25 protein-coding genes are annotated in these 22,487 nt (G+C 69.4%); 20 read left to right on the top strand and 5 right to left on the bottom strand.

Annotation, left to right across the window (positions count from 1 at the left end; all coding sequences use genetic code 11):
* The first annotated feature begins 55 nt into the window (after positions 1-55).
* Genes recA through dapF form a run of 5 tightly spaced genes read left to right on the top strand, consistent with a single transcriptional unit; the run spans position 56 to position 5,247 of the window.
* Positions 56-1,102, top strand: a complete 1,047-nt coding sequence (gene recA, locus SK224_RS15765) for a recombinase RecA (RefSeq protein ID WP_243227207.1) — start codon at positions 56-58, stop codon at positions 1,100-1,102.
* The gene (locus tag SK224_RS15770; protein WP_320435580.1) at positions 1,099-1,821 is read left to right on the top strand and encodes a regulatory protein RecX; all 723 of its coding nucleotides are present in this window, start codon (positions 1,099-1,101) and stop codon (positions 1,819-1,821) included. The genes recA and SK224_RS15770 overlap by 4 nt, the downstream gene beginning before the upstream one ends.
* 59 nt (positions 1,822-1,880) lie before the next feature.
* Positions 1,881-3,425: a tRNA (N6-isopentenyl adenosine(37)-C2)-methylthiotransferase MiaB gene (miaB, locus tag SK224_RS15775; protein ID WP_320435581.1), complete on the top strand. Its 1,545-nt coding sequence runs from the start codon at positions 1,881-1,883 to the stop codon at positions 3,423-3,425.
* Positions 3,425-4,336 carry a tRNA (adenosine(37)-N6)-dimethylallyltransferase MiaA gene (miaA, locus tag SK224_RS15780; RefSeq protein WP_320435582.1) on the top strand — a complete coding sequence of 304 codons (912 nt, stop codon included), beginning with the start codon at positions 3,425-3,427 and terminating at the stop codon, positions 4,334-4,336. Before miaB ends, miaA begins: the two co-directional genes overlap by 1 nt.
* A 53-nt stretch (positions 4,337-4,389) precedes the next feature.
* Positions 4,390-5,247 carry a diaminopimelate epimerase gene (dapF, locus tag SK224_RS15785; protein ID WP_320435583.1) on the top strand — a complete coding sequence of 286 codons (858 nt, stop codon included), beginning with the start codon at positions 4,390-4,392 and terminating at the stop codon, positions 5,245-5,247.
* Here the strand turns inward: dapF and SK224_RS15790 are convergent.
* Together SK224_RS15790 and SK224_RS15795 are read right to left on the bottom strand one after the other, a co-directional pair.
* On the bottom strand, positions 5,244-6,458 hold the full coding sequence (locus SK224_RS15790) for an MFS transporter (RefSeq protein ID WP_320435584.1): 1,215 nt from the start codon (positions 6,456-6,458) through the stop codon (positions 5,244-5,246). The two genes, dapF and SK224_RS15790, sit on opposite strands and share 4 nt — an antisense overlap.
* 79 nt (positions 6,459-6,537) lie before the next feature.
* Positions 6,538-7,179: a class I SAM-dependent methyltransferase gene (locus tag SK224_RS15795; RefSeq protein ID WP_309732321.1), complete on the bottom strand. Its 642-nt coding sequence runs from the start codon at positions 7,177-7,179 to the stop codon at positions 6,538-6,540.
* A 75-nt stretch (positions 7,180-7,254) separates the two neighbouring features.
* Between SK224_RS15795 and hflX the strand changes: the two genes are divergently transcribed.
* Positions 7,255-8,769, top strand: coding sequence for a GTPase HflX (gene hflX / locus SK224_RS15800; protein ID WP_320435585.1), 1,515 nt, complete (start codon positions 7,255-7,257; stop codon positions 8,767-8,769).
* A 7-nt stretch (positions 8,770-8,776) separates the two neighbouring features.
* Here hflX and SK224_RS15805 read toward each other — a convergent pair whose 3' ends face one another.
* Positions 8,777-10,915: a prolyl oligopeptidase family serine peptidase gene (locus tag SK224_RS15805; protein WP_320435586.1), complete on the bottom strand. Its 2,139-nt coding sequence runs from the start codon at positions 10,913-10,915 to the stop codon at positions 8,777-8,779.
* 59 nt (positions 10,916-10,974) lie between these two features.
* Positions 10,975-11,646 carry a transcriptional repressor LexA gene (lexA, locus tag SK224_RS15810; RefSeq protein ID WP_320435587.1) on the bottom strand — a complete coding sequence of 224 codons (672 nt, stop codon included), beginning with the start codon at positions 11,644-11,646 and terminating at the stop codon, positions 10,975-10,977.
* Between the two features lie 249 nt (positions 11,647-11,895).
* Between lexA and SK224_RS15815 the strand changes: the two genes are divergently transcribed.
* The 6 genes from SK224_RS15815 to SK224_RS15840 are packed head-to-tail and all read left to right on the top strand — an operon-like array spanning position 11,896 to position 16,183.
* Positions 11,896-12,249 carry a LysM peptidoglycan-binding domain-containing protein gene (locus SK224_RS15815; protein WP_320435588.1) on the top strand — a complete coding sequence of 118 codons (354 nt, stop codon included), beginning with the start codon at positions 11,896-11,898 and terminating at the stop codon, positions 12,247-12,249.
* Positions 12,250-12,268: 19 nt separating this feature from the next.
* A complete protein-coding gene (locus SK224_RS15820; protein ID WP_320435589.1) occupies positions 12,269-13,363 on the top strand; it encodes a histidinol-phosphate transaminase in 1,095 nt (364 codons plus the stop codon).
* A complete protein-coding gene (gene hisB, locus SK224_RS15825; protein ID WP_320435590.1) occupies positions 13,360-13,977 on the top strand; it encodes an imidazoleglycerol-phosphate dehydratase HisB in 618 nt (205 codons plus the stop codon). Before SK224_RS15820 ends, hisB begins: the two co-directional genes overlap by 4 nt.
* Positions 13,974-14,618, top strand: coding sequence for an imidazole glycerol phosphate synthase subunit HisH (hisH, locus tag SK224_RS15830; RefSeq protein WP_320435591.1), 645 nt, complete (start codon positions 13,974-13,976; stop codon positions 14,616-14,618). Before hisB ends, hisH begins: the two co-directional genes overlap by 4 nt.
* Before the next feature lie 58 nt (positions 14,619-14,676).
* Positions 14,677-15,423 (top strand): bifunctional 1-(5-phosphoribosyl)-5-((5-phosphoribosylamino)methylideneamino)imidazole-4-carboxamide isomerase/phosphoribosylanthranilate isomerase PriA, encoded by a 747-nt coding sequence (gene priA / locus SK224_RS15835; RefSeq protein WP_309732311.1) that lies wholly within the window; start codon positions 14,677-14,679, stop codon positions 15,421-15,423.
* Complete coding sequence (locus SK224_RS15840; RefSeq protein ID WP_320435592.1) at positions 15,407-16,183, top strand: SseB family protein; 777 nt, start codon at positions 15,407-15,409, stop codon at positions 16,181-16,183. The genes priA and SK224_RS15840 overlap by 17 nt, the downstream gene beginning before the upstream one ends.
* A gap of 18 nt (positions 16,184-16,201) precedes the next feature.
* On the opposite strand, the gene SK224_RS15845 is transcribed toward SK224_RS15840, so the two are convergent.
* Entirely contained in the window at positions 16,202-16,579 is a 378-nt protein-coding gene (locus SK224_RS15845; protein ID WP_309736596.1) for a DUF1844 domain-containing protein, read from the bottom strand.
* 242 nt (positions 16,580-16,821) lie between these two features.
* Here SK224_RS15845 and infC point away from each other — a divergent pair, with 242 nt between their 5' ends.
* The 8 genes from infC (at position 16,822) to SK224_RS15885 (ending at position 22,485) form a co-directional block, all read left to right on the top strand.
* Positions 16,822-17,475, top strand: a complete 654-nt coding sequence (gene infC, locus SK224_RS15850) for a translation initiation factor IF-3 (protein WP_243227224.1) — start codon at positions 16,822-16,824, stop codon at positions 17,473-17,475.
* Between the two features lie 52 nt (positions 17,476-17,527).
* Positions 17,528-17,722, top strand: coding sequence for a 50S ribosomal protein L35 (gene rpmI, locus SK224_RS15855; RefSeq protein WP_055968051.1), 195 nt, complete (start codon positions 17,528-17,530; stop codon positions 17,720-17,722).
* Positions 17,723-17,751: 29 nt separating this feature from the next.
* Positions 17,752-18,138, top strand: coding sequence for a 50S ribosomal protein L20 (gene rplT, locus SK224_RS15860; RefSeq protein ID WP_137416599.1), 387 nt, complete (start codon positions 17,752-17,754; stop codon positions 18,136-18,138).
* Positions 18,139-18,214: 76 nt separating this feature from the next.
* Complete coding sequence (locus SK224_RS15865) at positions 18,215-19,015, top strand: RNA methyltransferase (protein ID WP_320435593.1); 801 nt, start codon at positions 18,215-18,217, stop codon at positions 19,013-19,015.
* Between the two features lie 92 nt (positions 19,016-19,107).
* Positions 19,108-19,896: an amino acid ABC transporter ATP-binding protein gene (locus SK224_RS15870; RefSeq protein WP_320435594.1), complete on the top strand. Its 789-nt coding sequence runs from the start codon at positions 19,108-19,110 to the stop codon at positions 19,894-19,896.
* A 49-nt stretch (positions 19,897-19,945) separates the two neighbouring features.
* On the top strand, positions 19,946-20,860 hold the full coding sequence (locus tag SK224_RS15875) for a glutamate ABC transporter substrate-binding protein (RefSeq protein WP_320435595.1): 915 nt from the start codon (positions 19,946-19,948) through the stop codon (positions 20,858-20,860).
* A gap of 69 nt (positions 20,861-20,929) precedes the next feature.
* Positions 20,930-21,577, top strand: a complete 648-nt coding sequence (locus SK224_RS15880; protein WP_309732306.1) for an amino acid ABC transporter permease — start codon at positions 20,930-20,932, stop codon at positions 21,575-21,577.
* Positions 21,574-22,485: an amino acid ABC transporter permease gene (locus tag SK224_RS15885; protein ID WP_320435596.1), complete on the top strand. Its 912-nt coding sequence runs from the start codon at positions 21,574-21,576 to the stop codon at positions 22,483-22,485. The genes SK224_RS15880 and SK224_RS15885 overlap by 4 nt, the downstream gene beginning before the upstream one ends.
* Positions 22,486-22,487: the final 2 nt, after the last annotated feature.

Genomic DNA, 22,487 nt, shown 5'->3' on the forward strand with positions numbered 1-22,487 from the left:
TGCCGGGTGGACGCGGCAGCCTACAGGCGACCGACATCGAGCAGAAGGAACCCTCATGCCCTCACCCGCAGACCGCGAGAAAGCCCTCGAATCGGCACTCGCCCTGATCGACCGGCAGTTCGGAAAGGGCTCGGTCATGCGACTGGGCAGCGAAGACCGCGCCCCGGTCGAGATCATCCCGACCGGTTCCATCGCTCTGGATGTCGCACTCGGCGTCGGCGGCCTGCCGCGCGGACGCATCATCGAGATCTACGGTCCGGAGTCCTCCGGTAAGACCACGCTGACCCTGCATGCGATCGCCAACGCGCAGCGTGCGGGCGGAATCGCCGCCTTCATCGACGCCGAGCACGCGCTCGACCCCGACTATGCCAAGAAGCTCGGCGTCGACATCGACCAGCTCCTGGTGTCGCAGCCCGACACGGGTGAGCAGGCGCTCGAGATCGCCGACATGCTGGTGCGCTCGGGCGCCATCGACCTCGTCGTCATCGACTCGGTCGCGGCCCTCGTGCCCAAGGCGGAGATCGAGGGCGAGATGGGTGACAGCCACGTCGGTCTGCAGGCGCGCCTCATGTCGCAGGCGCTGCGCAAGCTGACGGGTGGTCTGAACCAGACGAAGACGACCGCCATCTTCATCAACCAGCTCCGCGAGAAGATCGGTGTGTTCTTCGGTTCGCCGGAGACGACCGCGGGTGGAAAGGCGCTCAAGTTCTACGCGTCGGTTCGCCTCGACATCCGTCGTATCGAGACGCTGAAGGACGGCACGGAGGCGGTCGGTAACCGCACCCGCGTCAAGGTCGTGAAGAACAAGATGGCGCCGCCCTTCAAGCAGGCCGAGTTCGACATCCTGTTCGGCACCGGCATCTCCCGCGAGGGAAGCCTCATCGACTTCGGTGTCGATCAGGGCATCGTGAAGAAGTCTGGCTCCTGGTTCACCTACGACGGTGAGCAGCTCGGGCAGGGCAAGGAGAACGCCCGCAACTTCCTGCGCAACAACGCCGACGTCGCCGCCGAGATCGAGCAGAAGATCAAGACCAAGCTCGGTATCGGCCCTGTCGTCGAGGTGCCCGTCGAAGACGAGCTGGCTCAGCGACGCCCGGCATGACCCACGAGGACGACCGGGGCGAGGTGGACGCCCTCGCCCCGGTGATCCCGCTCTTCGGGCCTCGCTCGGCTGCTCCCGCGAGCTCACCCGCGGAATCAGTGCAGCGGGGGACAGGCCCCTTCTTCGTCCCCGGACCGGAGCATGCGCGCGACACCTCGCCGTTCGACGCCTCGCATGACGTCGATACCGATTCCGATACCGATTCCGAGCCCGAGTCCGATGACGCGGCGCTCGCGCAGGCGGCGTCCGACGCGCTGCTGCGCAAGCTCCGGGCGCGCTCGCTCTCCGAGCGTGAGGCGCGCACCTTCCTCGCGCAGCGCGACCTGTCGCGCGATGCCGTCGAGGAGATCGTGGCGGGCTTCCTCCGCCTGTCCTACCTCGATGACGCGGCGCTGGCGGAGCAACTGGTGCACGTCGGTGTCTCTCGGAAGGGTGAAGGCCGCATCGCGATCGCGCAGGCGATGGCCCGCCGCGGCGTGCCGCGCGATGTCGCCGATGCCGCGCTGGAAGCGGTAGGTGACGACGACGCCGAGCGCGCCCTCGAGTTCGCGCGTCGCAAAGCGACCTCGATCGGCGGCCGCGACGACGACGCCGCACTGCGCCGACTCGTCGGTCAGCTCGCTCGCCGGGGCTACCCTTCGTCCGTCGCGATGACCGCAGCCCGGCAGGCGCTCGCGGAGGCTCGGCGCCCCGCTGTCCGCGGGCCGCGCTTCGACTGAGCGGACGCCGCTTCCGGCTGCGGTCCCGGTCGATCGCCGAACGTAGAATGGCTCCCATCATGACGATCCCCTCGAGCGCTCCGACCCTCATCGCCGCCTCGCCCGCCGCGCACGACGCCGACGGACGTGCGCGGACGTATGAGGTGCGCACCTTCGGCTGCCAGATGAACGTGCACGACTCCGAGCGTCTCTCGGGATCGCTGGAGTCGGCGGGCTACGTCCCCGTCGAGCCCGGTGCCGAGGCCGACGTCGTCGTGATCAACACGTGCGCCGTGCGCGACAACGCTGCAGGCAAGCTCTACGGCACCCTCGGGCACTTGAAGTCCCGCAAGAGCACTCACGCGGGCATGCAGATCGCCGTCGGCGGCTGCCTGGCGCAGATGGACAAGCAGACGGTCGTCGACAAGGCGCCATGGGTCGACGTCGTCTTCGGAACCCACAACATGGGCTCACTGCCCAAACTCCTCGAGCGGGCGCGGCACAACGAGGAGGCCGAGCTCGAGATCCTCGAGTCTCTCGACGTCTTCCCCTCGACGCTGCCCACCAAGCGCGACAGCGTGTACAGCGGGTGGGTGTCCATCTCGGTGGGCTGCAACAACACCTGCACGTTCTGCATCGTTCCGAGCCTGCGCGGCAAGGAGAAGGACCGCCGCCCGGGCGACATCCTGAGCGAGATCCGGTTGCTGGTCGACGACGGCGCCATCGAGGTCACGCTGCTCGGCCAGAACGTGAACTCCTACGGTGTGGAGTTCGGTGATCGTCAGGCGTTCGGCAAGCTCCTGCGCGCCGCGGGCGAGATCGAGGGCCTCGAGCGGATCCGCTTCACGAGCCCTCACCCCGCCGCCTTCACGGACGACGTCATCGACGCGATGGCCGAGACGCCCGCGGTCATGCCGCAGCTGCACATGCCACTGCAGTCCGGCAGCGACCGCATCCTCAAGGCCATGCGCCGTTCCTACCGATCGGAGCGCTTCCTCGGCATCCTCGATCGCGTGCGCGCGCGCATCCCGCACGCCGCGATCTCCACCGACATCATCGTCGGGTTCCCCGGCGAGACGGAAGAGGACTTCCAGGAGACCCTGCGGGTCGTCGAACAGGCGCGGTTCGCGAGCGCCTTCACCTTCCAGTACTCGATCCGCGAGGGCACCCCCGCTGCAACGATGGCCGACCAGGTGCCGAAGGAGATCGTGCAGGAGCGGTACGAGCGCCTCGTCGCCCTTCAGGAGCGCATCAGCCTCGAAGAGAACCAGAAACAGGTGGGGCGCCGCCTCGATGTGCTCGTCTCGGCCGGTGAAGGAAAGAAGGATGCGGCCACGCGCCGCCTCACCGGTCGCGCCGAAGACAACCGGCTCGTGCACTTCGAGGTGCCCGAAGCATCGCCGGTGCCGCGCCCGGGAGACGTCGTCTCTGTCGTGGTGACGCACGCGGCTCCCTTCCACCTCCTGGCTGATTCGCCCGACGGCGCTGCGCTCGTGATCCGTCGCACCCGTTCCGGTGACGCGTGGGATCGCGCGGAGGCCGACTCCTGCGGCGTGCCCACCCCCGCGGGTTCCGGGCCGAAGGCGGTCTCTCTGGGTCTCCCGTCGCTTCGTCGGGACCAGTGATGTCCGCGCCCCGGCTGTGGATCGTGGCCGGGGCCACCGGCACGGGTAAGACCGGGATCTCGCTCGCGCTGGCGGAGGAACTGCGCGCACGTGGACGGGCGGCGGAGATCGTCAACGCGGACGCCATGCAGCTGTACCGCGGCATGGACATCGGAACGGCGAAGCTCCCCGTCGCCGAGCGCCGTGGGATCCCGCATCACCTCTTCGACGTGCTCGAGGTGACCGAGGAAGCCGCCGTGGCCGACTACCAGCCGCGCGCCCGGCAGGCGGTCGAGGCGATCAACGCCCGCGGCGCCGACGCGATCCTCGTCGGCGGTTCGGGACTGTACGTCTCCGCGGTCGCGTACGACTTCCGCTTTCCTCCGAGGGACCAGGCTCTGCGTGCGGCGCTGGAGGCGGAGTTGGACGAGCTCGGTCCCGGAGCGCTGTACGAGCGCCTGCGCGGCATCGACCCGGTCACCGCGGGGCGCGTCGATCCGCACAATGGCCGGCGGATCGTGCGGGCGCTCGAGATCCTGGCCCAGGGCGCGGCGACGCACGGTGCTGCGCTGCCCGAGGACCCACGTCTCTGGCACCCGCGTACCCGCCTGCTGATCGCCCATGAGGAGCGCGACGTGCTCGTGCCGAGGCTGGATGCCCGCGTCGATCAGATGTGGCGAGACGGCCTCCTGGACGAGGTCGCGGCCCTGCGCGCCCGGGGGCTCGACGCCGGGGTCACGGCGCGGCGGGCCATCGGTTACGCGCAGGCCCTCGGCGAGCTCGACGGCCGGCTGAGTCGCGACGAGGCGATCGCGCAGACGCAGGCGCTCACCCGGCGGTACGCACGGCGTCAGGTCTCCTGGTTCCGTCGCTACACGGCAGCCCGCCGCATCACGGCGGGCATGGCGGTCGCGGATATCGTCGAGGCGTGACGACGCCTCGACGCGCGGACGGCCCGGCCCTGCCCCGCCCGTAGACTGGCGGCATGTCGCGCACGCTCTCGTTCACCAAGGGCCACGGAACCGGGAACGACTTCGTGATCCTCTCCGATCCCGACGGAGAGCTCGCTCTCAGCGACGATCAGATCGCGGTCCTGTGCGATCGCCGATTCGGGATCGGCGCAGACGGACTCCTGCGTGTCGTGCGTTCCGGGCGGATCCCCGAGGGGGCGGACGCGGCTCGAGCCGGCGCCGAGTGGTTCATGGACTACCGCAACGCCGACGGATCGAAGGCCGAGATGTGCGGCAACGGCACGCGGGTCTTCGCGCGCTTCCTCGAGGACCAGAATCTGGCGTCGCTCGACGCGCCGTTGCGCATCGGTACCCGTGCCGGGGTCAAGACGCTCACGCGCAGCGAACGCGGTTTCGAAGTGGATCTGGGGGAGTGGGTCGTCGACGAGAACGACGTTCTCGTGCGGGCTCGCGGTCTGGACGTCGCGCGCCCGGGCCAGCCGGTCGATGTGGGCAATCCCCACGTCGTCGTGGCGCTCTCGTCCGAGGCCGAGCTGGAAGCGCTCGATCTGACGGTGCAACCCCTGCTCGACCCTCAGCCGCCCGCCGGTGCGAACATCGAGTTCGTCGTTCCGAGCGACCCCCTCGTCGTGGGCGGTGTCGGCGGCATCCGGATGCGGGTGTTCGAGCGGGGCGTCGGAGAGACCCTCAGTTGCGGCACCGGCGTGGCCGCCGCAGCGCTCGCGGTGCGTCACTGGGCAGGCTCCGGGGCGCCCGATGCGTGGGTCGTGGATGTGCCCGGCGGGACGCTGGGCGTCCGCATGCAGGACGGGCACGTGCTGCTCTCGGGGCCCGCGTCGCTGGTCTTCCACGGTGAAGTGACGCTCGCCTAGTGGGATAGGGCGCGCGCTCCTGCCTTGGCGGAGGCAGCGCCGACGACGCCCATCGCGAGCAGGACGAGCGTTGCGCTGAGCACAGGCAGGAATCCCCAGGCAGCCCCCAGGTTCTGCGCCAGCAGCCCGGACAGAGCGGAGCCCGCCGCGATGCCGAGGACGATGCCGCTCGTGGTGAGGGTCAGCAGGATACCCGCCCGTCCCTCGTCTGCGGCGTCGCCCACGACCCGGAAGATCGTCAGCAGCAGCGGGCCCTGGAACGCGCCGGCGACCAGTCCGGCTCCGATGATCCAGACGACATCGTCGGCGACGAGCATGAGCGACGCGCCCAACGTCATCCCGCAGGCGGCTACGCTCCAGCGTGTCCACGTGCCGATCCGCTCCGGGATCAGCACCATCGACAGTGTTGTGATCGCCGAGCCCACCGCCATGACGGCGTAGAGGAGCGCACCCGCATCCGGAATGCCGATGCGCCCCGCGAAGGCGGTCAGACCGGTCTGGCTCGCCCCGAAGAACGTGCCCATGGCCAGCATCCCGACGAGTGCGGTGACCAGCAGGGTCCGGCGGCGGGCCGGCGCTGCTGTCCGGGGCGGCGCCTGTCGCCTCCGCGGCACGCTTCGGTGCGTGCGGTGCACGGCGAACTGCGTCGCGAAGGCTACGACGAGCGCGCCGGCGAGCAGCGTGGCCGCCTGCGGCGAGACGAACGCGGCGGTCAGGCCCACGATCGCGGGCCCGAAGATGTAGGAGATCTCGTCGATGACGCCCTCGAAGGCGAAGGCGGTCGGCAGATCGTCCGGCGCGAGGGAGAGCCACCGCGTGCGGGAGAACGCGCCGACCTGCGGCAGGCTCAGCCCGATTCCGGCGGCAAGGGCGACCGCCCCGGCGTCGGAGACGTGCCCTGCGCCCCACGTCAGGACGAGCAGCAGCGCGACGTGCACGACGACGCCGGCCAGGAGCACAGGACGCTGTCCGATGCGGTCGGCGATCGCACCGGAGGCCGGAGCGCCGACGGCCTCGCCGATCGCGGCAGCGGCGGCGGCGAAGCCGCCGACGGCGATCGACCCCGTGGCGGAGGTCACGAGCGTCAGGACGGCGAGCGGGACCATCGACAGAGGAAGACGCCCGAGGCTCGTGGCGACGAGGTAGTCCCATCCCGCGATGCGCGGCAGGGCACGGTACGAGCGGATGCCGACGGAGGAGGAAGAGGGCATGAGGAGACTCCGATCGGCGCATCCCCCGCCCGAACTGCGCCCTCAGCCCATCAGTCTTTGTGAGGCGAGCGTATCACCGTCACGGCAGCGGGATGGGAGCGGTGGCCTCGGCTCCGTGGCGCCGGATCTTGAGCACGCGGAAACCGCGCGCCGTCGCGGTGCGGTGCACGCTGAAGCCGGCCGGGAAGGATGCGGCGAGCCAGCGCTGCAGCGAATCGGCGCCGAGGTTGCGGGCGACGACGAGCCACGCGTCGGAGCGCTCGTCCAGTCGGGGGATCCACCGCTCGAGCATGCCGTGGAGCTCGTTCTTGCCGACGCGGATCGGCGGGTTCGAGCGGATGGTGCGGAAGGCGATGTCCTCGGGAACATCATCCGGCGTCACAGCGTTGACGTTGGTGAGGCCGAGGTTCTGCGCGTTGCGGCGGACGAGATCGAGGGCACGCTGGTTGACATCGACAGCCCACACCGTGGCGTGTGGCGACGAGAGTGCCAGCGAGATCGAGATCGGGCCCCAGCCGCATCCGAGGTCGAGGAAGTGGCCGCCGGCCGGGGGCGGCGGTGTGTTGCTCAGCAGCACGGCGGTGCCCGCATCCAGTCGATCCGGGCTGAACACTCCGCCGGCGGTCGTCACATCGATGTCGCGACCGGCCACGGTGACACGAATGGTGCGGAGGTTCTCGGGACTGGCGGGTGACGCGGTGAAGTAGTGGTCACTCCCCATACACGAAGCGTAGCGGTAAGTCTCCGAAGGCGGGAGGCTAGAGTGAGCGGGCGCGAGACGCCCCGAAAGGAAACGATGACAGAAACACCCCCGTCCACCGACGAGCAGCGGCTCGACGACGTCGACCGGGTGCTCTCGCGAGCTGATTCTCGCGCACGGACGCGCGGCCCCCTGGCCGCAGCGCAGGCGCTGCAGGATGCGGCGACCGTCGCCGACGGCTTCGACGACGGTGACCAGTTCGACCGTGAGGAGCGTCAGGCGCTGCGTCGCGTCGGCGGCCTGTCGACCGAGCTCGAGGACGTCACGGAGGTCGAGTACCGCCAGCTGCGGCTCGAGAACGTCGTCCTCGTGGGCGTCCACCCGCAGGGCGCGACCGAGGACGCCGAGAACTCGCTGCGCGAGCTCGCGGCCCTCGCCGAGACGGCGGGCGCCGTCGTGCTCGACGGCGTGCTGCAGCGTCGACCGCATCCCGACCCGGCGACGTACATCGGCCGCGGCAAGGCGGAGGAGCTGCGCGACATCGTCGCCGCCGTCGGCGCCGATACCGTGATCGCCGACACCGAGCTCGCCGCGAGCCAGCGGCGCGCGCTCGAAGACGTCGTCAAGGTCAAGGTGATCGATCGCACGACGGTCATCCTCGACATCTTCAGTCAGCACGCGAAGAGCCGCGAGGGCAAGGCCCAGGTCGAGCTCGCGCAGCTCGAGTACCTCCTGCCGCGCCTGCGCGGTTGGGGTGAGTCGATGAGCCGGCAGGCCGGTGGGCAGGTCGGCGCCGGTGGCGCCGGTATGGGCTCGCGCGGACCCGGTGAGACGAAGATCGAGCTCGATCGCCGCCGCATCCGCACCCGCATGGCGCAACTGCGTCGTCAGATACGCGACTTCGCCCCGGCCCGTGATGCCAAGCGTGCCGAACGCAAGCGCAACACGATTCCCGCCGTGGCGATCGCCGGATACACGAACGCCGGCAAGTCCAGTCTCCTGAACCGGCTCACGCGCGCGGGCGTGCTCGTCGAGAACGCGCTGTTCGCCACCTTGGACGCCACCGTCCGACGCTCGGTGACCGAGGACGGGCGCATCTACACGCTGACCGACACCGTCGGTTTCGTTCGCAACCTCCCGCACCAGCTGGTCGAGGCGTTCCGCTCGACGCTCGAAGAGGTCGGCGACGCCGACGTCATCGTGCACGTCGTCGACGGCTCGCATCCCGATCCCGCCGCTCAGCTCGCGACCGTCCACGACGTGATCGGCGACGTGGGGGCGCGTGACACTCGGGAGATCGTCGTGTTCAACAAGGCCGACCTCATCGACGACGACGCGCGCCTCCTGCTGCGAGGGCTCGTGCCCTCAGCGGTGTTCGTGTCGTCCCGCACGGGCGAGGGCATCGACGAGCTCCGGCAGGTCATCGAGGATGCGCTTCCGTTGCCGGAGATCGAGCTGCGGGTCCTGCTGCCGTACGATCGCGGCGACCTGGTCTCGGCCGTGCACGAGCACGGGATGATCTACGAGGAGACGCACGAGCTGGACGGCACGGCCCTCCACGCCCGCGTCGGTGCTGCGCTCGCCGGCAGGCTCGAGGCCTTCCTCGCCTGAGCGCGGCTCATTCCCCGTCGAGGGTGGGGAGGAGGACGAACAGGTCCGGATCATCCTCCGTCGCGGTGAATCCCGCCGCTCGTACGGTCTCGGCCCACTCGGTGGTGTGCGGGCGGACGAAGAGGGGCCTCAGGGGCTCGCGCGAGACGACGACGCGGAGGTCGCGCTCCGCGTGCGCGGAATCGCCCGCGGGGTCTATGAACACCTCTCGTCCGCCGTCGCCGTCGGCGATGCGCAAGGCGCCGATCGACAGGGCAATCTCGGGGGCGTCGGGGACGAAGCCGAACACCTCGCCGAGGAAGGCCAATTCCGAGGCGAGCGCGTGGATCGTGGTCTCCCGGCGTCGGAACCCGTGCCCTTCGCCCTCGTAGAGGACGTACGCGTGCGGAACACCGTGCGCTCGCAGAGCATCGCGGATGGCCTCGGCCTGCGCCGGCGGCACGACCCGGTCCTCGCTGCCCTGCAGGATCAGCAACGGCACGCGGAAGCCTTCGGGGTGTGTCAGCGGCGAGCGTTCGACGTAGACCTCCTCCGTTTCCGGCAGCGGACCGATGAGGCCATCGAGATAGCGCGACTCGAAGTCGTGCGTGTCCGCCACGAGCGCGCGCGCGTCGCCGACGCCGTAGCGCGAGACGCCCGCGGCGAAGACGTCACCGCGTGTGAGCGCCGAGAGCACCGTCCAGCCACCTGCTGACCCTCCTTCGATCGCCAGTCGGTCCGGGTCTGCGAGACCGGCCGCGGCGACGTGCCGGGCGGCCGCGATCACATCGTCCACGTCGGCGACGCCCCACTGCCCGCGCAACCGTTCACGGTAGGCGCGCCCGTAGCCGGTCGAGCCGGAGTAGTTGACGTCGAGGACTCCGATACCGCGGCTCGTGAAGTACGCGATCTTGCGGGATGCGGCCGGGCCCACATGAGCGGTCGGTCCGCCGTGAACCCACACGAGGCAGGGGGCGAGCTCGTCGTCGGGTCCGCGCAGCTCCGGATGCGTCGGCGGGTAGAAGTAGGCGTGCACGGGGCCGTGGGGTCCGTCGGCGGTCACCGTGCGGGGTGCGGGCAGCCACGGCTCGAGCGCAGAGAGATCGTCACCGGCGAGCCGTTCCGGTGCCGCTGTGCCGTCGGCATCCAGGAGCCAGAGCCCGAGCGGAGCGGATGCGGAAGCCGTGGTGATCAGCACACGCGTACCGCGCGCATCCTCGAGGAAGGTCTGGGACGCGCCGTCGACGCCGACGGAGCGGGTCGAGCCGTCCGCGGGATCGATCACCACGACCGAGTCCTCGCCGTTCGTGCGCACAGCGACGATCCGTCCGTCTTCGAGGGGGGCGAACCACCGCATCCCGAGCATCCACAGCGCGCCGCCCGTGTCGGCGTCGTCGTGGGTGAGGGTGCTGCGCTCGCCGGTGTCCGGTCGCACGCGCTGCAGCTGCCACCGACCGGACGCGTCATCGGTGTAGAGCAGCTCGTCGGAGCCGCTCCACACCGGCTGGAGCACCGAAGCCGCGCCGTCGGTGACGCTGACCGCATCGCCGACCACCCCGTCACGCAGACGCCCGACGTGCAGGCGCGTGCGGTCCCAGGGCAGGTCGGGGTGGTTCCACCCGATCCACGCGAGATGCCGACCATCCGGAGACAACGCGGGCTGGGCGACGAAGTCGTCACCGTGTGCGACGACCCGCGCGCCGGTGCCGTCCAGCGAGATCTCGACGATCGCGCGTTCGCCGCCGGATGTCGCCGTGCGCTCGCGCACTGCGAGCAGACGGCCGGCCGCCCACACGAGCCCCCCGAACGCCGTGCCGTCCTCCTCGGTCGTCAGCGGGGTCGGAGCGTCGTCGGAGGCGAGGACGTAAACGCGCTGATCGCTGCCTTCGACGAAGAACAGTCGGCCGTCCTCGGTCGCGCACCACGCGCCGCCGCCGTACTCGTGCACCCGTGATCGGGTGCTCCACGGAGCGGGAAGGACGTCCGCCGTCCGACCGTCGCGCTGTCGGCGGCGCACCGCCATGCGGCCGCCCTCTTCTGGGACCGACTGCGCCCACCAGATCTCCTCGCCGATGAACCGCGCACCGTCGAAGCGTGTGGAAGAGCTCGCCACGTCAGCGGCGGAGACGGGCGAGGGCCAGGAACCGTACGAACTGGAGGCGATCATGCTCCCACGCTACGCGGCGGCCCTCCGACCGCCCAGCGGAAGGAAGGGAGTGGGAGGGGTCAGACCGCGCGCATGAGCGCGACGACCTTGCCGAGCACGACGGCATCGTCGCCGAGGATCGGCTCGAAGGCTGTGTTGCGCGGCAGCAGCCACACGTGTCCGTCGCGGCGCCGGAACGTCTTCACCGTCGCCTCGCCGTCGAGCATCGCGGCGACGATGTCGCCGTTCTCCGCCGTCGGCTGTGAACGCACCACGACCCAGTCGCCGTCGCAGATCGCGGCGTCCATCATCGATTCTCCCGACACCTTCAGCATGAACAGATCTCCCTTGCCCACGAGCTGTCGCGGCAGCGGGAAGATCTCCTCGACATGCTGGTCTGCGGTGATCGGCACGCCGGCCGCGATACGCCCCACGAGCGGAACAAGCGCGGCATCGCCCACGGCGGGTGCGGCATCGGCCGGGTTCTCGGCGGCGGTGCCCGGCAAATCGATCAGGACCTCCATCGCACGCGTCTTGCCGGGGTCGCGCCGGAGGTAGCCGGAGAGCTCGAGCTGGTTCAGCTGGTGCGTGACGCTCGAGAGCGACTTCAGTCCGACCGCGTCGCCGATCTCGCGCATGCTCGGCGGGTAGCCGTGGCGGGCGATCGAGTGCTGGATGACCTCGAGGATCGCGAGCTGCTTGTCGCTGAGGCTCTTGCGCCGGCGGGTCTGCGGCTTCTGGTTGGTGGCCATGCGGCACTCCCGTCGGGTCTGTTCCGTTCGAATGTCGGAGGTCGATGATTCGGTGTCTTCAGCCAAACCGTAGCGGGAATCGGCGGCGATCCAGTCCTTGCCCAGGGCGTGTCGTCTTCGAAACTCGGCCGGTTTCGCGATCGCTTGACAGTACCGTAAATCGAAGATAGCTTCGGAAGAGAAGTTCGTACCCGGCTCTCCCGGCCGGAGCGTCGGGTACGAATCTCTTCCCGTCCTGAAGGAGTCGTCATGAGCACGATCGAGTTCGCCGCCCCCGTCGCCACCCGCCTGCGTCTGACCGCGCGCGGTCGTCGGGTGCTCGCCTGGCTCGTCGCTCTGCCCGTCGTCGCCGCGTTGGCCGTCGGGGTGATCAGCGGCGGTTCCGCGCTCGCCTCCCGCGAGCCCGGCGCGGCCGACGGCTCGTTCGAGATGGTGACGGTGATGGCGGGGGAGTCGCTGTGGTCGATCGCGGAGGAGGTCGCCCCGCAAGACGACCCGCGCGACGTCGTCGACGCCATCATGCGGCTCAACACCCTGCCGGGCGCTCAGGTGAGCGCCGGTCAGCGTCTGGCCATCCCGGCGGAGTACGCCTCGGGCGAGTGAGGTCCGGCGCGGTTCTACGATGGACCGCGTGACGATCAGCCTCGACGATTTGCCGATCCGCGACGACCTACGCGGACTCAAGCCCTACGGCGCGCCCCAAGCGCCTCTTCCGGTGGCGTTGAACGTCAACGAGAACACGCATCCCGTCCCGGCAGACGTGGCGTCCGACATCCTCGCGTCGATCGGCGCAGCTCTCGAACAGGTCAACCGCTACCCCGACCGGGAGTTCACCCGCTTGCGTCAGGCTTTCGCAGGCTACCTCGGCGGCGGTCTCGCAGCGGAGCAGATCTGGGCGGCGAACGGATCCAACGAGGTCCTGCAGCACGTCCTGCAGGCTTTCGCGGGTCCGGGGCGCACCGCGTTCGGCTTCGCCCCCACGTACTCGATGTATCCGCTGCTCACCCGGGCGACGGGTGCGGACTGGGTCGCCGGCACCCGCGCCGAGGACTACAGCCTGAGCGCCGCATCCGCCGCCGAACAAGTACGTCAGGCGGATGCGGATGTGATCTTCCTCTGCGCGCCGAACAACCCGACCGGCACGCCGATGACGCTCGACGTCATCGAGGCGGTGTACGAGGCCAGTCGCGGCATCGTCATCGTTGACGAGGCGTATCAGGAGTTCGCCCCCCGGGACACCGTGTCCGCGATCTCCCTTCTGTCCGGGCGCGAGCGGCTGGTCGTCTCCCGCACCATGAGCAAGGCGTTCGCCTTCGCGGGTGCGCGAGTCGGCTACCTGGCTGCCGATCCCGCCGTCGTCGACGCGCTTCGTCTGGTGCGGCTGCCGTATCACCTCAGCGCGCTGACCCAGGCGGCCGCGGAGGCGGCGTTGCGTCACGCCGACACGATGCTCGGCATGGTCGACGAGATCGTCGCCCAGCGCGATCGCATCAGCCGAGAGCTGACGACGATGGGGTACCGTCCACACGAATCGTGGACCAACTTCGTGCTCTTCGGCGGCGTCACCGATCCTGCTGCTGCGTGGCAGGCGCTCTACGAGCGCGGTGTGCTCATCCGCGACGTCGGCATCCCCGGTCACCTGCGCGTCACGGCGGGGACCGAGGCCGAGACGACGGCGTTCCTGGCGGCCCTGGCGTCGATAGACTCGCAGGTATGACCGCGCAGCCCGCATCGCACCGCACCGCCGAGCTCAGCCGGGCCACGAGCGAGTCGCAGATCGAGCTCTCGCTCGACCTCGACGGCACCGGAAAGAGCTCGATCTCGACGAGCGTGCCGTTCTTCGACCACCTGTTGACGGCATTCGCCAAGCACTCGCTCACGGATCTGACGGTGCGGGCCACGGGCGACACTCACATCGACGCACACCACACCGTGGAAGACGTCTCGATCGTGCTCGGTCAGGCGATCCGCGCCGCTCTGGGGGACAAGAGCGGCATCGCGCGTTACGGCGACGCACTCGTGCCGCTCGACGAGGCGCTCGTGCAGGCGGTCGTCGACATCAGCGGTCGTCCGTATCTCGTCCACGACGGCGAGCCTGAAGGGTACGCGTTTCACCTGATCGGCGGGCACTTCACCGGGTCGCTCGTGCGCCACGCGTTCGAGGCCATCGCCTACAACGCGGCGCTCACCGTGCACGTGCGCGTTCTGGGCGGCCGCGACCCTCACCACATCGCCGAGGCGGAGTTCAAGGCGTTCGCGCGTGCGTTCCGTCAGGCCAAGGCTCTCGACCCGCTCGTCGACGGCATTCCGAGCACGAAGGGTGCACTGTGAGCGATGCGCCCCTGGTCGCAGTCCTCGACTACGGCTCGGGCAACGTCCACTCGGCCGTGAAGGCTCTGGCCGCAGCCGGTGCCGACGCACGGCTCACCGCCGACCGTGGACTCATCCAGGATGCGGACGGACTGCTCGTCCCGGGTGTCGGAGCCTTCCGAGCAGTGGCGGAGGCATTGCGCGCGAGCAGAGGTGACGAACTCATCGGGCGGAGGCTGGCCGGTGGACGAGCCGTGCTCGGCATCTGCGTCGGGATGCAGGTGCTGTTCGAGCAGGGTGTCGAACGCGGTGACGCGACCGACGGGCTGGGGGAGTGGCCGGGCACGGTGACCGAGCTCGACGCGCCCGTGCTGCCGCACATGGGTTGGAACACGGTCTCCCCGGATGCGGGCTCGCGCTTGTTCGCGGGGCTCGAGGACGAACGCTTTTACTTCGTGCACTCCTTCGCGGCGCAGCAGTGGATCATGCCGCCTCAGACGCCGTTCACCGAGCCGGTGCTCACATGGGCCACACACGGCTCCCCGTTCCTCGCCGCCGTCGAGAACGGACCCCTCAGCGCCACGCAGTTCCATCCCGAGAAGTCGGGGTCCGCGGGCATCCGTCTCCTCGCCAATTGGATCAGCACGCTGCGACCCCAGTAGTCTCTTACCTCGTGCCGCACGCCGGGGATCCGCCGGGTGCGCGAGCGCACGAGGAGCCATGAACGATTTCGCGTCCACCCCTGAACTCATCCTTCTGCCGGCGGTCGATGTCGCCGATGGGAAGGCCGTCCGTCTCACCCAGGGCGAGGCCGGTAGCGAGACCAGCTACGGCGACCCGGTCGACGCTGCCGTCGAATGGGCGCGACAGGGCGCGCAGTGGATCCATCTCGTGGATCTCGACGCGGCTTTCGGCCGCGGCAACAACACGGCGGTGATGCGCCGGGTCATCAAGCAGGTGAAGGGGGTCCAGGTCGAGCTGTCGGGCGGGATCCGTGACGATGAGAGCCTCGACGCCGCCCTCGAGTCGGGTGCGGCGCGCATCAACCTCGGTACGGCGGCGCTGGAGAACCCCGAGTGGGCGGCCGATGTCATCGGCCGGTACGGCGAGGCCGTCGCTGTCGGGCTGGACGTGCGCGGCACGACGCTGGCCGCGCGCGGCTGGACGCGCGAGGGCGGCGACCTCTGGGCCGTGCTGGACCGCCTGGAGGATGCGGGCTGCAGCCGCTACGTCGTGACCGACGTCACCAAGGACGGCACGCTGCGTGGGCCCAATGTGGAGCTGCTGCGCGAGGTCACGGCGCGCACCCCGAAGCCGGTCGTCGCCTCGGGCGGGATCTCGAGCCTCGACGACATCGCGGCGCTTCGCGAGCTGGTGCCGCTGGGCGTCGAGGGCGCCATCGTGGGCAAGGCACTCTATGCCGGCGCCTTCACGCTGGCCGAGGCGCTGGATGTCGCGGGACGCTGACGCGAGCTGCGGACACGACTCCGCGGGCGTCCCCTGGGAGGGGCGTCGCTTCCAGCCGAACACCCACGCGGGTGACGACGGCTCCGCGGATGCGGCATTGCTCGCCGCGCTGACGGCCTTCCGTGCTGGGGAGGGCGACGCTGTCGCTGTCGTCGATGCTTATCGCCGTGCGCGCCTGCTGATCCCCCTCATCGCCGAGAAGGGGGAGGAGGGCACGGCTCCCAGCGGGCTGCGCGTGGACAAGACGCAGGAGTTGTCGATCGTCACCGTCGCCGGACCCGACGGGCGCCGCGTCCTTCCGGTCTTCAGCTCCGTCGAGACCATGGCTCGGTGGGATCGGACCGCACGGCCCGTGCCTGCCGACGGCATCCGCACCGCGCTCGCTGCCGCGGGCGACGACACCGATCTGATCGTGATCGATCCGGGCTCGCCCACGGAGTTCGTGCTTCGCCGGCCCGCCGTCTGGGCGATCGGCCAGGGGCACGCGTGGGAGCCGAGCCCTGTCTCGCCCGAGGTCTTCGCAGGGCTGCAGGAGAGCATCGGCGGCGAACTCGCCGTGCTCGACCTCTCGGTGGCTGCGGGCGATCCCGACGCGCGCCTGCGCGGTCCCGAGCTGATCGTGGAGCTCCACCTCATCGATGGTCTCGACAAGGAGCAGCTCGATGCGGTCCTCGCCCGTCTCGCCCGCCGCTGGTCGGTCGATGACCGCATCGCGGTGCTCGTCGACTCGTTGACGGTCAAGCTCCGCCGGTCGCGCTGAGCCGGCAGCAGCCTCCGGTCAGGTGACGGGGCCCGTCCACTTCTCGCCGGGGCCCTTTCCGATCGGGTCGGGGATCACAGAGGCTTCGCGGAACGCGAGCTGCACCGAACGCAGACCGTCGCGCAGCGAGCGGGCGTGCATGTCGCTGATCTCCGGGGCTCCCGCGGTGATCAGGCCCGCGAGGGCGTTGATGAGCTTGCGCGCCTCGTCGAGGTCGGTCTGCGTCTCGGGGTCGTCCGCGAGGCCGACCTTGACGGCCGCGGCGCTGAGCAGGTGCACGGCGGTCGTGGTGATGACCTCCACCGCGGGGACGTCTGCGATGTCGCGGGATGCGGCAGTGGCCGCCGCCTCCTGACGCTCCCAGCGCTCCTGGTTGGCGCGTGCCTGCGCGTCGATGTCGGCGGCCTGGTCGTACGGAGTCGAGTCCACGTTGCTCTTTCTGCTAAAGTGGGCGAGCACCGGAGCGTCTGCTCCGATCGAAAGAGGATCACATCCCACCCGCGCTTGCCGCTCCAGGCTACCGGGTCATTGCACTCCGCCTCCTCGTGAGGGGGCAGTCAGGGTGCGAGAAAGCCGGCGCTTCGCGTCGTGCCGGGTGGCGTGGTCTTCTTCCGCCCGGGAATGTCGTCGACATCCCGGTGGCCCCATCCGCTACGTCAGAGGAGTTCCGCATCAGCGATCCCCGCACCAACGACCGCATCCGCGTTCCCGAGGTCCGCCTCGTCGGACCCGCGGGTGAGCAGGTCGGCGTCGTCCGCATCGAGGTGGCGCTGCGCCTGGCCCAGGAGGCCGACCTCGATCTCGTCGAGGTGGCCCCGAACTCGAAGCCCCCCGTGGTCAAGATCATGGACTACGGCAAGTTCAAGTACGAGGCTGCGCAGAAGGCCAAGGAAGCGCGTCGCAATCAGGCCAACACCGTCCTCAAAGAGGTGCGTTTCCGCCTGAAGATCGAAGCTCACGACTACATCACCAAGCTCAAGCGCGCCGAGGGCTTCCTGCAGGCCGGCGACAAGGTCAAGGCCATGATCCTGTTCCGCGGCCGCGAGCAGTCGCGTCCCGAGCAGGGCGTGCGTCTGCTGCGAAAGTTCGCGGAGGACGTCGCCGAGTTCGGCACCGTGGAGTCCAACCCCACGATCGACGGACGCAACATGGTCATGGTGGTCGCCCCGCACAAGAACAAGTCCGAGGCGAAGGCGGAGCAGAACGCTCAGCGCGCGGCGAACAAGGAAGCCGCCCGTCAGGCACGCACCGGGGACGCCCCGGAGCCTGCCACCGCAGACGCGGCCGAATAAGGCCACACACCTGATCCCGCGCCACGCGGGAGTCACAACGAAGGAAGAGAAGATGCCGAAGCAGAAGACCCACTCGGGTGCCAAGAAGCGCTTCAAGCTGACCGGAAGCGGCAAGCTCATGAAGCAGCAGGCGGGCATGCGTCACAACCTCGAGGGCAAGTCGAGCCGTCGCACGCGCCGTCTGAACCAGGAGCAGGTCCTGGCTCCCGGTGACGCCAAGCAGGCCAAGAAGCTCCTCGGCCTCTGATCGCCGACGCACGTAAGTAAGGGAAAGAAATGGCTAGAGTCAAGCGGGCGGTAAACGCCCACAAGAAGCGTCGCGTCATCCTCGAGCGCGCCTCCGGTTACCGCGGTCAGCGTTCGCGCCTGTACCGCAAGGCCAAGGAGCAGGTCACCCACTCGCTGGTCTACGCGTACCGTGACCGCCGCAAGCGCAAGGGCGACTTCCGCCGCCTCTGGATCCAGCGCATCAACGCCGCTGCTCGCCAGAACGGCATCACCTACAACCGCTTCATCCAGGGTCTCGGCCTCGCGGGTGTGCAGGTCGATCGTCGCATCCTGGCCGAGCTCGCCGTGAACGAGCCCGCCACGTTCGCGTCGCTCGTGGCGACGGCGAAGGCGGCTCTGCCGACCGACGTCAACGCCGCCAAGGCCTCGGCGTAATCCGAACACCCCGAAGGGGCGTCCTCCACGCAGAGGGCGCCCCTTCGGCGTGCCCGCGTCACCCTAGACTGGGAACGTGCTGGAGAATCCCCGATCCCCACGCGTGCGCGCGGTCGCCAAGCTCGCCAAGCGGGCTGCCCGCGACGAGACGGGCCTGTTCCTCCTGGAGGGCCCGCAGGCCGTCCGCGAAGCCCTCGCCTTCCGGCCCGAGAGCATCGTCGAGCTGTTCGCGACCCCGACCGCTCTCGAGCGACACCAAGACCTGCGCGACGCCGCGGCCGAGGCCGGGCTCGACATCGAGTACACCGCCGAGCCGGTGCTCGAGGCGATGGCCGACACCGTGACGCCGCAGGGGATCGTGGCTGTCGCCCGCCAGTTCCCCACCTCGCTGCGCGATGTCCTGGCCGCCGGGCCGCGGCTGCTGGCGATCTGCGAGGAGGTGCGCGACCCCGGAAACCTCGGGACCATCATCCGCGCTGCCGACGCCGCGGGCGCCGACGCCGTGATCCTGACCGGCCGCACGGTCGATCCCTACAACCCCAAGGTGGTCCGTGCGACCACCGGATCGCTCTTCCACATCGCGCTGTCTCGAGCCGGTGAGCTCGCCAGTGCGGTCACCGCCATCCGTGGGGCGGGGCTCCGCGTCGTGGCCGCCGATGTCAAGGGAGACGACCTGCTCGAGGCGCGGTCCACCGGCCTGCTCGCTCAGCCCACGGCGTGGCTGTTCGGCAACGAGGCGCGCGGACTCGAGGACACGGCGCTCGAGCTGGCGGATGCGGCGCTGCGGCTTCCGATCTACGGCAGCGCCGAGTCCCTCAACCTCGCGACGGCGGCCAGCGTGTGCCTCTACGAGTCCGCCTTCGCGCAGCGCAGCTGACGTCACGCCCGGGGCCGGGCGAACGTTAGAAGTCGGTGAGAGATCCGTCAAGAGTCCCCGAGGTGCACTGGGGCGATTCATAGTCTGTCCAGATGACGCCCTCGGATGCCGCACCCCCGACTTCGAACATCACCGTGCGTCGCGGCGACCCGCTCGTCGTGCTCACCGACGTCCAGAAGCACTATGGCGACTTCCAGGCGCTGACCGATATCGACCTCACCGTCAACCGAGGCGAGGTCGTCGTGGTCATCGGGCCATCCGGCTCCGGCAAGTCGACGCTGTGCCGCACGATCAACCGGCTCGAGACGATCACGAGCGGCACCATCACGATCGACGGCGAGAAGCTCCCGAGCGAGGGGAAGCAGCTCGCGGCGCTCCGCGCGGATGTCGGGATGGTCTTCCAGTCGTTCAACCTCTTCTCGCACCTCACGATCCTCGAGAACGTCACGCTCGGCCCGATCAAGGTCAAGCGCATGAAGAAGGCGGATGCCGAGCGCGAGGCGAAGACGCTGCTCGAGCGGGTCGGCGTGGCGCATCAGGCGAACAAGCTCCCCGCCCAGCTCTCCGGCGGCCAGCAGCAGCGCGTCGCGATAGCCCGCGCCCTGGCCATGACGCCGAAGGTCATGCTCTTCGACGAGCCGACCAGTGCGCTGGACCCGGAGATGATCAACGAGGTCCTCGACGTCATGACCTCGCTCGCCGAGTCCGGCATGACCATGATCGTCGTGACGCACGAGATGGGATTCGCGCGCAAGGCCGCCGACCGGGTCGTCTTCATGGCCGACGGACGCATCGTCGAAGAGGCCGCGCCCGACGCCTTCTTCACCTCCCCGACGAGCGAGCGAGCCAAGGACTTCCTCTCGAAGCTCATCACCCATTGACCCCCGCACGTATTTCCCGCACCAATCCCCCCACAGCAAGGAGAGAGAAATGCGCACCACACGACTGACCGCCCTTCTGGGGCTCGCGGCCGTCGCCGCCCTGGGCCTCACCGCGTGCAACAGCGGATCGCCGACTCCCGGCGGCGCCGCCGGTGGCTCGGAGGGCACCGACGAGAGCTCGGTCTGGTTCGAGACCGCCACCGACGTCTCGCTCGAGGGCAGCCCCACCTTCGATCGCATCACCGAGCGCGGCGGCGTGATCGTCGGCGTCAAGGAGGACCAGCCGGGTCTCGGCTTCCTCGACGTGACGACCAACGAACGCACCGGATTCGACATCGACATCGCCCGCTGGATCGCGGCATCCCTCGGCTACGGCGAGGAAGACATCACGTTCCAGCCGATCGCCTCGGCGAACCGCGAGCAGGCGATCGTGAACGGCGACATCGACTACTACGTCGGCACCTACTCGATCACCGACAAGCGCAAGGAGCAGATCGACTTCGCCGGACCGTACTTCATCACGGGACAGGGCCTGCTCGTCGCCAGCGACAGCGACATCGCCAGCGAAGCGGATCTCGGCCCCGACACCAACGTGTGCTCGGCCACGGGCTCCACGCCGATCCAGAACATCAAGGCCAACTTCCCGGGTGTGCCCACCACGGAGTTCGACGTCTACTCGGCCTGCGTCGAGGCGCTGCTGAACGGCCAGGTGGATGCTGTCACCACAGACCAGGCCATCCTGATCGGCTACGCGGCCCTGTATCCGGACGAGCTCAAGGTCGTCGGCGAGCCGTTCAGCGAGGAGCGTTACGGCGTCGGCCTCGAGAAGGGTGACACCGTCCTGCTCGAGCACATCAACGAGATGTTCACCGAAGGCGGCGACATCTGGCAGGCCATCTTCGACAAGAACCTCGGTGCGTCCGGGATCACTGTCGAGCAGCCCGCGGTCGACGCAGCCAGCTGACAGACCCTGAGGTGAGGGCGGTCTCCCCGGCGGGACGGCCCTCACCGGATCACGGTAAGGACCTCTGAGATGAACGTGATCGTAGACAACCTCGACATCTGGGGCATCGCGCTGCGCAACACGCTGCTGCTCTTCTTCGCGGGCGCGCTGATCGCGCTGGTGCTCGGCACGCTCGTGGGTGCCATGCGCGTCTCCCCGGTGCCGATCGCCCGCGGCGTCGGCACGGTGTACGTCAACATCGTGCGCAACACCCCGCTCACGGTCATCTTCTTCTTCTTCGCCTTCGGATACCCCGCGCTGGATCTGCCGAACCCTGGCTACACCGTGCTCGCGATGTGGGCGCTCGGGATCTACACCGCCACCTACGTTGCGGAGGTCCTGCGCTCGGGCATCAACACCGTGCCTGTCGGTCAGGCCGAGGCGGCCCGTGCGCTCGGACTGACGTTCGGGCAGGTGATGACACTCGTGATCATGCCGCAGGCGTTCCGGTCTGTGGTGCCGCCCATGATGAGCGTGCTCATCGCACTACTCAAGAACACGACCATCGCTGCGGGCTTCTCGGTCGCCGAGCTCGGCGTGATCCGCGCGAACCTCAGCGAGCGCGGCGAGAACGCGCTCGTCGTCCTGTTGTGGGTCGCAGCCATCTTCGTGGTCATGGTGCTGGCGCTCTCCGTGGTGCAGCGACGACTCGAGAACCGATGGAGGGTGGCGCGATGAGCTCCGTTCTGTACGACCTGCCGGGTCGCCGCGCGATCATCCGGAACCGGATCATCGCCGCAATCACGGTCCTCGTCATCCTCGGCCTCGGCGGCTTCGTCGTCTACCGACTCATCGTGACCGGTCAGTTCTCGGCCGAGAAGTGGTACATCTTCACCTTCACGACGGTGTGGGAGCAGATCCTCGCGGCCACGGGTCGCACCCTGGCCGCGTTCGCCGCCGCCGCGGTGGCCTCCGTCGTCCTCGGATTCGTCCTGGCCCTGGGGCGAATGTCCGACCACGCCTGGCTGCGGTGGCCCGCCACGGCCATCATCGAGCTGTTCCGAGCGGTGCCGGTGCTGATCCTCATGATGCTGCTCTACTACGGCCTTCCGGTCGTCGGCGTGCGCCTCGAGGCGTACTGGGCCGTGGTGATCGCCCTCGCCGTCTACAACGGCTCCGTGCTCGCCGAGGTGATCCGCGCCGGCGTCGAGTCGCTGCCGCGCGGCCAGAGCGAGGCAGGGTACGCACTGGGGCTGCGCAAGGCGGGCGTGATGCGCCTCATCCTGCTGCCGCAGGCGGTGCGGGCCATGCTCCCCGTTATCGTCGCTCAGCTGGTCGTGACGCTCAAGGACACGGCGCTCGGCTACATCATCACGTACAACGAGCTGCTGTACTACGCCCGTCTGATCGGCACCCAGGCGCAGTTCGACCGCCCGATCCTGCAGGCGGGGATGGTGGCGGCCGCGATCTACATCGCCCTGTGCCTGGTGCTGGCCGGCATCGCGAAGTGGGTCGAGATCCGGATGCGCTCGTCGCAGCGGGCGGGTCGCGGGCCTCAGGCCGCCCCGTTGGGCCGTGCTACGACCGACACGGAGGTCATCGCGGCGCAGCGGGGGGCGGGCAAGTACGACTCCAGCGCTCTCTGAAG

Source organism: Microbacterium sp. BG28, assembly GCF_034044005.1.
Classification (GTDB): Bacteria; Actinomycetota; Actinomycetes; order Actinomycetales; family Microbacteriaceae; genus Microbacterium.